Raw genomic sequence first — 10,401 nt, forward strand, 5'->3', positions numbered from 1 at the left:
GGTGTAAGGCCCCCGGTAGACGACCGGGTTGATAGGCCGGAGATGGAAGCGCGGTAACGTGTGGAGTCGACCGGTACTAATAGGCCGAGTGGCTTGAACACACTGAACGTTCAAACCAAATCGCTGCGTTGTTCGCGTCCCTGTGTGGTTCCCAGAAAACAACCTGGGCACCGCGGTTGTACAACTGAATTGCTGAGCCTGACGGCTTGGACGTTGATTTGCCTGCCCCTGTGGGGTGGTGCGTTGAGGCGTTCGGTGGTTTTGGCGAAGGGGAAACACCCGGTCCCATCCCGAACCCGGAAGTTAAGCCCTTCAGCGCCGATGGTACTGCATGGGAGACTGTGTGGGAGAGTAGGACGCCGCCGGACTTGAATTGGTCGAGGGTCGCCCCGATTTAGCGGGGCGGCCCTCGACGCATGTCGTGGTCCTGCCAAAGTAGGCTGCACGTATCCACGAACACCTTCAAGAACAGTGACGGACGTGATGAGCGCGGAAGAGGACGGCCGCGGCGACGACAGCCGCGAGCGGCGAGGCGATAACGGGCGGCGGAACACGCCGCCCCGTCGTGGGGGCGGCGCCCGCAGCGGCCAGGGCGGCGGACCTCGCGGTGGTGCGCCCCGCGCCGGCGACCAGCGGGGCGGTCGCGGCCGTCCCGCGGGCGGCGGCTGGAAGGACCGGGACTCGCGCGGCAAGCGTGATGACCGCAAGCCGGGCCGTCCGTTCAAGCGTTCCGACGATCGGCGTGCCGACTCCGGTGAAGGACGCTCGGACGACCGTCGCGACGGTCGTTTCGGCGGCCCGCGCCGCGACCGCGGCGAAGGCCGGTTCGAAGGCCAGCGCAGTGGTGGGGGCAAGCCCGCGGACCGGCGGCCCGGTGGGCCTCGGGCCGGTCAGGGCGGGTCCGGCGAGCGCCGGTTCGGCGGTCAGGGCGGTAGCGGCCAGGGCCGGCCGGGTGAGCGGCGGTACGAGGGGCAGCGAGGCGGGTCGGGGAAGCCCGGCGAACGGCGCTTCGGCGGCCAGGACGGCGGCTCCGGCAGGCCGGGCGAACGACGGTTCGAAGGACAGCGGGGCGGATCCGGCGAGCGCCGGTTCGACGGACCGCGCCGGGGCAAGCCCGGTGACCGGCAGTTCGGCGGTCAGGGCGGCGAGCGCCGGGAAGGCCGTTTCGGCGGCTCCGCCGGGCCGCGGCGTGAGGGACGCCCCGGTGGCGGCCAGGGCGAGCGCCGCTTCAAGGACCGTGACGACAGGCCGAGGCGTGACGATGGCCGCCCCGGCGAGCGCCGGTTCGAGGGGCGGCCGCAGGAACGCCGGTTCAAGGACCGTGACGACCGCCAGGGCGGGCGCCGGTTCGAGGGCAGGCGGGAAGGGCGTCCGGGAGACCGGGACAGGTCCTTCGCAGGACGCGGTCCGAAGCGTCCCCAGGACGGCGGGCGCTCCTACGGGCCGCCGCGCGACCGGCAGGACAGGCGGGCGCGGAACGAGGAGCAGGAACGCCCCAGGCACGATGACCCGCTGCTGCCGGACGACGTCACCGGCGAGGAGCTGGACGCCGACGCGCGCGCCGAGCTGCGCACGCTGCCGAAGGACCTGGCGGCGAAGGTGGCGCGGCATCTGGTGATGGCGGGGCGGCTGGCCGAGGACGAACCGGAGCAGTCCTACAAGCACGCGAAGGCCGCGCGGCGGCTCGCGTCGCGGGTCGGGATCGTCCGGGAGGCGGCCGGGATCGCGGCCTACCACGCGGGCGAATGGGCGGAGGCGCTCGCCGAGCTGCGCGCCGCGCGGCGGCTCGGTGCCGGCGACGACTCCTACCTGCCGGTGATGGTCGACTGCGAGCGCGGCCTCGGCCGTCCGGAGCGCGCCCTCGACCTGATCAAGTCGCCGGAGGCGGAGAAGCTCGACCAGATCGGGCGCGTCGAGCTGCGCATCGTCGAGTCGGGCGTGCGCCGCGACATGGGGCAGTACGACGCGGCCGTCGTCACCCTGCAGATCCCCGAGCTGCGCGACCGGCGGCTCCGGCCCTGGTCGATGCGGCTGTTCTACGCCTACGCGGACGCGCTCGCCGAGGCGGGACGCGAGGAGGAGGCCGCCGACTGGTTCGCGCGTGCGGCCGCGGCCGACCGGGACGGCGAGACCGACGCCGCCGAGCGGTACGCCGAGATCGAAGGCCTCCACATCCTCGACACCGAGGAAGAGGACGAGGAGCACGAAGGGGCCGAAGTCGTTGAGGAGGCGGCAGACCCCGAGGGCCTGAGCGCCGACGCCGACGACGACGACGTCGCCGAAGGCGGTGACGCTGTCGAGGACGAGGCCCTCGCAGAGCCTGAGGCCCTCGCAGAGCCTGAGGTGCCCGCAGTGCCTGAGGCTCCCGCGAAGCCCGAGGCCTCAGCAGAGCCTGCGGAGCCCGGGGAGCCTGCTGCGGCCACGGACATCGCGTTCAAGCCCGCCGAGCCCGAAGTGCCGAAGGCGCCCGACGAGGACGCTCCGGAGGCCCCGGCGGTGTTCCTGGAGCCGAAGCCGGCGGACGGCCACGAGGAGCGGCCCCCGACCGGGGAGTGACGACCGGTACTTGACTGGCGGGTAGGTTTCCCGGATATTCACGGGACCGCGCCGTTCGGGGGGCCGCCGGATCAGTCCGGCGGTGATCGACTCCTTAGGAGAGTCATGTCCCTGGACCGACGTATGTTCCTGCGCGCCACCGCCGTCGCCGGCGGCACGGCCGTGTTCACCGGAGCCCTGTGGCAGCAGGCGTTCGCCGCGGGGCCCGCCCAGCCCGGCCCGAGCCCGTACGGCCCGCTGGGGGCCGTCGACGGCAACGGGCTGCAGCTGCCGGACGGGTTCACGAGCCGCATCGTGGCGCGGTCGCTGCAGCGCGTCGAGGGGACCAGGCACACCTGGCATCCGGCGCCCGACGGCGGTGCCTGCTTCCCCGACGGGGACGGCTGGATCTATGTCAGCAATTCGGAGGTCCCCGTCGTCGGCGGTGTGTCCGCGATGAGGTTCGACGCGTCCGGGAAGGTGACGTCCGCGTACCGGATCCTGAACGGCACGACCCTGAACTGCTCAGGCGGGGCGACGCCGTGGAACACGTGGCTGTCGTGCGAGGAGCACGATTTCGGTCTCGTCTACGAGACGGACCCGCGCGGTCAGAACGCGGCGGTGGCGCGTCCGGCGATGGGCAGGTTCAAGCATGAGGCCGCCGCGTCCGACCCCGAACGCAAGGTCGTCTACCTGGCCGAGGACCAGGGCGACGGCTGCTTCTACCGGTTCCGGCCGAAGACGTGGGGCGACCTGTCGTCCGGGACGCTGGAAGTCCTGGTCGGCTCCGGGACGGGCCCCGTCCGGTGGGCGAAGGTGCCGAGCCCGCAGTTCTGGCTGACGCCGACCCGTGAGCAGGTCGCGGACGCCATGCGCTTCGACGGCGGTGAGGGCTGCTACTACACGCACGGCGTCTGCTACTTCACCACCAAGGGCGACAACCGCGTGTGGGCCTATGACGCGGCGAACGAGCGGCTGGACATCGCCTATGACGACGACCTCGTCACCAGCGGCGAAGCGCCCCTGCACGGCGTCGACGCGGTGACCGCCACGGCGGCCGGTGATCTGTACGTCGCCGAGGACGGCGACAACATGGAGATCAACCTCATCACCGCCGACGGGATCGTGACGCCGTTCCTGCGCGTCCTCGGCCACGACGAGTCGGAGGTCACCGGTTGCGCGTTCAGCCCGGACGGATCGCGGCTGTACTTCTCGTCCCAGCGCGGCAAGAGCGGGTTCATCGCCGGGACGGACGGCTGCACGTTCGAGGTCACCGGCCCGTTCCGCCGCTGACGCGGTCGGCGGCGGAGCAGGCGCGGTGGACGCTCACGCGTGCCTGCTCAACGCGTGCAGGATGCCCGTGACATTGCTCTCAGCGCTGTTCAGCACCTCGTACTTGGCGACGAGGGCGGGGTCGACGTCGTCGGCCATGACGGCGTAGCGGTCCCTGGTGTGGTCCACGACCATGGCGACGGCGTGGTCGAGGTCGAGGCCCTGGTCCTTGGCGTCCTGGACGGCGTCCACCCAGACGCGCAGCTCCTCCGCGGACCGCTCGAGCGTGTCGTCCACCTCGCCGACGGGCCCGTAGTGCGCGAACAGCAGCCGCTGCGGGCCCAGCGACCGGAACCTGTCGAGGGACCCGAGCGCCGACTCCAGGTCGAAGTCGGGCGGTGGCGTCGCGGGCTTCACGTCCGCCGTCTCCGGGATGTAGATGCCGGCGGCGTCGCCCACGTACAGGTCGCCGGTGTGGGAGTCCATCAGCCCGACGTGGTGCTTGGCGTGGCCGGGGGAGTAGTGCGACTCCAGCCGCCGGCCGCTGCCGAGGTCGATGACGCCGGTGTCCTCGACGGCGCGGATCCGCGATGCGTCCGTCGGCTTCAGTTCCCCGAACAGGGTGTCGAGGCTGTCCCCGTACACCATGCGGGCGCTGCGCATGAGCCGCGACGGGTCGGCCAGGTGCCGCGCGCCCTTCTCGTGGACGACGACCTCCGCCTCCGGGTACATCCGCGCGATGTCGCCGACGCCGCCCGCGTGGTCGAGGTGGATGTGGGTCACGACCACGGTCGCCAGGTCGTCCGCCCCGACGCCGAGCTCCCGCAGCGCCGCCTGCACCACGGGCGCCGAGCCGGACGTGCCGGGCTCCACCAGGCATGGCCGGTCGGAAAGGATCAGGTATCCGGCGGTGATGCCGCTGTAGCCGGCCATCCGGGTGTCGATCTCGTAGACGTCCCCGCCGAGCGGTGTGATCGTGGTCGCGGTGTCCATCCCCCGATCATGGACCCTCGGCGTCGTCCGGGTCGAGAAGCCGCAGGACGAGACCGGTGCGCGGCTTGGGCCCGAACGAGGTCGACTTGCGCGGCACCCGCTCGCCCTCGCCCGCGATGGCGAGCACGTCCGCGACCTTCAGCGGGTTCAGGACGACCGCCGTACCGCCCGCGCGCCGGGCGCGCGCGATGGCGGCGGACGGGTCGTCGTGCACCACCTCGATGGCGTCCTCGTTCTCCGGGACGTTCCACAGGGCGCCGATGAGGAGGTAGTCCAGGACGGCGGTGTCGAGCCTGCACCAGCGCGTGGAGTGCCCGGAGGGCCTGCAGCGCGCGATCGCGTCCTCGTCGGGGTCGGTGAGGAGGTGAAGGGCGTCGCCTCCACCGAGAAGGAACGCGGGCCCACTCGCGTCGGCGAGCGCCTCGATGGCGGACGCCTCGTCCGGGAACTCGGTGACGCGGAAAGCCTTGCGCGCCCTTTCGGCCGCATCGTCCGGGCGCAGGCCGGGCAGGACGCGGTGGATCGCGCCCAGGTGCGGCGGGTAGCGCGTGGAGTCGACCAGGAGCGCCAGCCCCTCGTCCCACGGCCCGGGGCCGTCTCCGGCCGCGTGGCGGCGCGCCTGGAGGGCGCGGTAGGTGGCGTAGCGGTGGTGGCCGTCGGCGATGAGGGCCTGCTTGTCGCGCAGGTCGGCGGCGACCCGTGCGTGCGCGGCGGGGTCGGTGACGCGCCAGAGCCGGTGCGTCAGCCCGTCGTCGGCGCCGAACTCCACGAGCGGCGCGGACGCGGCGGCCTCGTCGACGATCGCGGCCGCGCCGCCGCCGCCCTCGTACACCAGGAAGATCGGTTCCAGGTTGGCGTTCGCGGCCGTCATCAGCGCGAGCCGGTCGCGGACCGGGCCCGGGAAGACGTTCTCGTGCGGCAGCACGACCCCGTCGGCCTCCGCGCGCAGGCCCAGCGCGCCGATGAGGCCGCGCTGCAGGACCGTCCCGCCGCGGGACGCCTCGTAGACGTACAGGGCCGGCTCGGGGTCGACGGCGAGCGCGCCCTCGTCCAGCCAGCGGCGCAGCCGCGCGCCCGCCGCGCCGTAGCTCTCGCCGGCGGCGCGCGGCAGGTTGAGCCGGACGATGTTGTGCCCGCCGCCCGCCAGCAGCCGCAGCGCCGCCGCCTCGTCGATCAGGTCGTAGGGCGGCATGGTGACCGCCGCCGGATCACCGGCCACCTCGGGGACGAACCGGACGCCGCGGAACGGGGCCAGTGCCAGGCCGGCGCCCGTGCGCGGCCCGGCCGTCCCGAAGATCCGGGCGCTGAACTCCTCCGGCGCGAGGCCGGAGGGGAGGTCGTCGTCCACGGTGGGCATGGTATTCACCGGGAGGCGGCCGGCGCCCCGCCGGGTACGGTCGTCATGATCCGAGGGGAGGTCCATATGGGTGGTCAAGGGCCTGGACGGCCGGAGGATTCCCCAGCCGGCGACCCGGCCGGTGATCCGGGCGGCGATCCGGGCGGCGATCCGGCGGGCGCCCCGGGCGAGCAGGCGGCCTCGCCGGAGGGCGGGGTCTACGAGTGGTACACGCGCGGCCTGGAGCTGCTGCGGTCGGGCAGCGCCGCCGCCGCGCTCCAGCTGCTGACCAGGGCGGCCGAGGCCGAGCCGGGGTCGCACAGCATCCGCGAGGCGCTCGCCCGCGCCCAGTTCGGCGCCCGGCGGTTCGACGCGGCGGCGGCGAGCTTCCGCCGGATCGTCGAGGAGGAGCCCGCCGAGGACTACGCCCGCTTCGGCCTCGGGCTGTCGCTCAGCCGGCTGGGCGACTTCGAGGGCGCCGTCGAGCAGTTGGCGCTCGCCGCCGCCATGCGTCCCGACAACCGGGACTACGCCCGGGCGTTGCGGCAGGCCAGGGCCACCCTCGCGGCCCGCCGCTGACCCGGCCCTTACCCGCCGGTAACACCCCCCGTACGATCGCACGCATGAGGAGCGCGATGAAAGGCAGCGACCGTCCCCTGAGCGAGGCGTACGACGTCGCCCTGCTCGATCTCGACGGGGTCGTCTACGTCGGCCGCAGGCCCGTCCCTGCGGCGGCGGACTCGCTCGCCAAGGCCCGCGCCGCCGGGCAGCGGCTCGCGTTCGTGACCAACAACGCCTCCCGGACCCCCTCGGCCGTCGCCGCGCTGCTCACCGAGGTCGGCGTCCCCGCCGACCCGGCGGACGTGGTGACCTCCGCGCAGGCCGCCGCGCGGCTGCTCGCCGAGCGGCTGCCCGCGGGCTCGGAGGTGCTCGTGGTCGGCGGCATGGGCCTGCGCCACGCCCTGTACCAGCACGGCCTGCGCCCGGTGTCGACCGCGGCGGGACGGCCCCCCGCCGTCGCGCAGGGCTACCACCCCGAACTCACCTACGGGGCGCTCTCGCAGGGCGCGCAGGCCGTCAGCATGGGCGCGCTGTTCGTCGGGTCCAACGGCGACCTGACCATCCCCGGCGGCGACGGGCCCCCGCATCCCGGCAACGGGGCCCTGCTCCGGGTGATCAGCGCGGCGACGGGCGTCGAGCCGATCGTCACCGGCAAGCCGGAACGCCCCCTGCACCAGGAGTCGATCCTGCGCACCGGTGCGCAGCGCCCCCTCGTGGTGGGCGACCGCCTCGACACCGACATAGAGGGCGCCTTCAACGGCGGTGCCGACAGCCTCCTGGTCTTCACCGGCGTCACCGACCACATGCACGCCCTGACCGCGCCGCCGAACCGCCGTCCCAGCTACCTGGCGCCCGATCTGACCGGGCTGCTCGTCCCGCACCCGGAGATCGTCCGCGCGGACGGCGGGCATACCTGCCGGGGCTGGACGGCCCGCCGCGAGGGCGACAGGTTCACGCTCACCGGCTCCGGCGACGCCTACGACGGCCTCCGCGCCCTCGCGTCCGCCGCCTGGGAGACCGAGGAGCCGCCATCGCGCGAAGCCCTCGCCGAGGCCCTGGAGTGCCTGCCGCTCTAGAGCAGCTTCCGCAGGCGCAGCAGGTCGAAGATGCTCGCCTCGATCTTGACGCGCCCGGCCGCCCACGCCTTGGCCGGGTGCAGTTCGTCGTGCGCCATCGCGACGAGGTCGTCGCTGTCCACGGTCAGCCGCACCTGCGCGGAGCCGGGGTCGCCGTCGGGCTCGAACGGGTCGAGACCGCCCCCGTGGAGCCGGGACCGGTAGGCCAGCCCGAGATCCGGGATGCGGCAGCTGATCGTCCGCTCGACGACGTGCTCGGCGAGCCGGTCGGCGTCCACCTCCGCCAGCCGGGCCGCGACCCGCTCCAGCGCCGCACGGCAGTCCTCCTCGTTCGCCATGATCAGGCAGTTCCCCATTCATCCGGCAACGATGTCGGGTAGGGACGGTAGCGTTCGGGGTGAGGTGGAGGCGACTCGGCAGGGGCGCCCCGGGGCCGATCGGGAGGTAGACGTGATGTCCGACGAGGGCGCGGAGGCCGCGCCGGAGACCCCGGCCGCGCCGCCGCCCGAGCCGACCGGCGACCCGCGCGTCGACGCCGCCGTGGCGCCCCTCGCCGGGCTCGGCGGGCGGCCCGTGCAGGAGCACGTGGAGATCTTCGAGGACGTCCACCGGCGCCTGCAGGAGCTGCTCGCGTCCGCCGGGCAGGACGAGCCGGCCCAGCCGCCGCAGCCGCCGCGGCCCGCCTTCCCCGACGCGCTGCGCCCCCGCCCGTGAGCACCAGGCGGAGGCTGGACGCCGAACTCGTGCGGCGCAGACTCGCGCGGTCGCGCGAGCACGCCGGGCAGCTCATCGCCGACGGTCGGGTGCGGGTCGGCGGGCAGCGGGCGGCGAAGGCCGCGACGCAGGTCGAGACCGGGGCCGCGATCCTCGTCGAGGAGGCCGCCGGCGGGCCCGACTACGTCTCGCGCGGCGGGCACAAGCTCGCGGGCGCGCTGGAGGCGTTCGCGGGCCTGGAGGTCGCCGGGCGCACCTGCCTGGACGCCGGCGCCTCCACCGGCGGGTTCACCGACGTCCTGCTGCGCACCGGCGCCGCGCACGTCTACGCGGTCGACGTCGGGTACGGCCAGATCGCCTGGTCGCTGCGGACGGACGAGCGGGTCACCGTCATGGAGCGGGTCAACATCCGCGAGCTCGAGCCGGGGACGCTCGGCGACCCGCCCCCCGATCTCGTCGTCGGCGACCTGTCGTTCATCTCACTGAAACTCGTGCTCGGGCCGGTGCGGGACTGCGTCGCGCCCGGCGCCGACTACGCGGTCATGGTCAAGCCGCAGTTCGAGGTCGGCAGGGACCGCGTCGGCGCCGGAGGCGTGGTGCGCGACCCGGAGCTGCGCGCCGAGGCCGTGCGGGGCGTCGCCGACCATGCGGCGACGCTCGGGCTCGGCGTCCTCGGGGTGGCGGCGAGCCCGCTGCCGGGGCCGTCCGGCAACGTGGAGTACTTCCTGTGGCTGCGGGCGGGGGCCCCGCCCCTCGAGGACGAGGCCCTGGCGAAGGCGATCGAGGAAGGCCCGCGGTGATCGGCGAGAGTCTCCGGAACGTACAGAGAGCGTCCGAACCGGGAACGTCCGCACCAGGGGCGTTCGTCCAGACGTCCGTACGCCGGAGCGAGGCGGGGAGTGGGGCGAGAGCATGAGCACAAGGTCGGTGCTGGTCGTGACGCACACCGGGCGGCCGGAGGCCGTCCGCAGCGCGCAGCTGGTCATCGCGCGGCTCAGCGAGGCCGGGATCGGTGTCCGGGTCCTGGACGACGAGGCCGCGATGATCGGGTGCCCGGGCGTGCAGGTCATGCCCAGCACCCCGGCGGCCGCCGACGACGCCGAGGTCGTCATGGTCCTCGGCGGCGACGGGACGCTGCTGCGCGCGGCCGACCTGACCCGTCCGTCCGGCGCCCCGCTGCTCGGCGTGAACCTCGGCCACGTCGGGTTCCTCGCCGAGGCCGAGCGAGAGGACCTCGCCGCCACCGTCGACCGTGTCTGCGACCGCCGCTACGAGGTCGAGGAGCGGATGACCGTGGACGTCACCGCGCGCCGCAACGGCACCGTGCTCGGGACGACGTGGGCGCTGAACGAGGCGAGCATCGAGAAGGCCGAGCGGGAGCGGATGCTGGAGGTCGTCGCCGAGATCGACGGCCGGCCGCTGTCGAACTGGGGCTGCGACGGGGTGGTGTGCGCCACACCGACCGGCTCCACCGCCTACGCGTTCTCGGCCGGCGGTCCCGTGGTGTGGCCGGAGGTGGAGGCGATGCTGGTCGTGCCGATCAGCGCGCACTCGCTGTTCGCCCGCCCGCTGGTGGTGTCGCCGCGCTCGTCGGTGGCGGTGGAGGTGCTGCCGGACACGCCCCGCGCCGTGCTGTGGTGCGACGGGCGCCGCACCCTCGACCTGCCGCCGGGAGCGCGGGTGGAGGTGCGCCGCGGCGCGCAGCCGGTGCGGCTCGCGCGGCTGCACCTCACCCCGTTCACCGACCGGCTGGTCACCAAGTTCGGGCTGCCCGTCACGGGCTGGCGCGGGCGGGTCCGGCAGCCGTCCCGGCCGTCGCCGCCGCTGGGGGATTCGCAGGTCGGGGACGCTCCCGCGGCCGGCGGCGTCGCCGGGTACCCGGGCCGGGGATTCGCCCCGGACGGCGGTCCCGGC

Annotated in this window: 9 protein-coding genes, 2 rRNA genes and 1 pseudogene; 9 read left to right on the plus strand and 3 right to left on the minus strand. The window is 74.2% G+C overall.

Features of this window, described 5'->3' with window-relative positions; genetic code table 11:
• From E1284_RS33820 to E1284_RS33835, 4 genes are all read left to right on the plus strand, one after another.
• Positions 1-101 (plus strand): 23S ribosomal RNA (locus E1284_RS33820); the annotation flags it as partial.
• A gap of 150 nt (positions 102-251) precedes the next feature.
• Positions 252-368, plus strand: a 5S ribosomal RNA gene (gene rrf, locus E1284_RS33825).
• 112 nt (positions 369-480) lie between these two features.
• Positions 481-2,556 (plus strand): hypothetical protein, encoded by a 2,076-nt coding sequence (locus tag E1284_RS43395; protein ID WP_243714909.1) that lies wholly within the window; start codon positions 481-483, stop codon positions 2,554-2,556.
• 105 nt (positions 2,557-2,661) lie between these two features.
• On the plus strand, positions 2,662-3,828 hold the full coding sequence (locus E1284_RS33835; RefSeq protein WP_207924102.1) for an alkaline phosphatase PhoX: 1,167 nt from the start codon (positions 2,662-2,664) through the stop codon (positions 3,826-3,828).
• 33 nt (positions 3,829-3,861) lie between these two features.
• Here E1284_RS33835 and E1284_RS33840 read toward each other — a convergent pair whose 3' ends face one another.
• Together E1284_RS33840 and E1284_RS33845 are read right to left on the minus strand one after the other, a co-directional pair.
• Positions 3,862-4,800 carry an MBL fold metallo-hydrolase gene (locus tag E1284_RS33840; protein WP_131944234.1) on the minus strand — a complete coding sequence of 313 codons (939 nt, stop codon included), beginning with the start codon at positions 4,798-4,800 and terminating at the stop codon, positions 3,862-3,864.
• Positions 4,801-4,807: 7 nt separating this feature from the next.
• A complete protein-coding gene (locus E1284_RS33845) occupies positions 4,808-6,157 on the minus strand; it encodes a DUF1015 family protein (protein ID WP_131944235.1) in 1,350 nt (449 codons plus the stop codon).
• A gap of 66 nt (positions 6,158-6,223) precedes the next feature.
• On the opposite strand from E1284_RS33845, the gene E1284_RS33850 reads away from it, so the two are divergent.
• Positions 6,224-6,715, plus strand: a complete 492-nt coding sequence (locus E1284_RS33850) for a tetratricopeptide repeat protein (protein WP_131944236.1) — start codon at positions 6,224-6,226, stop codon at positions 6,713-6,715.
• Positions 6,716-6,771: 56 nt separating this feature from the next.
• A complete protein-coding gene (locus tag E1284_RS33855) occupies positions 6,772-7,773 on the plus strand; it encodes an HAD-IIA family hydrolase (protein ID WP_131944242.1) in 1,002 nt (333 codons plus the stop codon).
• On the opposite strand, the gene E1284_RS33860 is transcribed toward E1284_RS33855, so the two are convergent.
• Positions 7,770-8,129: an SCP2 sterol-binding domain-containing protein gene (locus E1284_RS33860; RefSeq protein ID WP_341770449.1), complete on the minus strand. Its 360-nt coding sequence runs from the start codon at positions 8,127-8,129 to the stop codon at positions 7,770-7,772. The two genes, E1284_RS33855 and E1284_RS33860, sit on opposite strands and share 4 nt — an antisense overlap.
• Before the next feature lie 94 nt (positions 8,130-8,223).
• Between E1284_RS33860 and E1284_RS33865 the strand changes: the two genes are divergently transcribed.
• The 3 genes and pseudogenes from E1284_RS33865 to E1284_RS33875 all read left to right on the plus strand — a co-directional run.
• On the plus strand, positions 8,224-8,487 hold the full coding sequence (locus E1284_RS33865; protein ID WP_165965530.1) for a hypothetical protein: 264 nt from the start codon (positions 8,224-8,226) through the stop codon (positions 8,485-8,487).
• Positions 8,484-9,287, plus strand: coding sequence for a TlyA family RNA methyltransferase (locus E1284_RS33870; RefSeq protein WP_131944238.1), 804 nt, complete (start codon positions 8,484-8,486; stop codon positions 9,285-9,287). The genes E1284_RS33865 and E1284_RS33870 overlap by 4 nt, the downstream gene beginning before the upstream one ends.
• A gap of 112 nt (positions 9,288-9,399) precedes the next feature.
• Positions 9,400-10,287: pseudogene (locus E1284_RS33875) on the plus strand (NAD kinase); the annotation flags it as partial.
• Positions 10,288-10,401 lie beyond the last annotated feature (114 nt).

The organism is Actinomadura bangladeshensis (assembly GCF_004348335.1).
In the GTDB taxonomy this organism is placed as follows: Bacteria; Actinomycetota; Actinomycetes; order Streptosporangiales; family Streptosporangiaceae; genus Spirillospora; species Spirillospora bangladeshensis.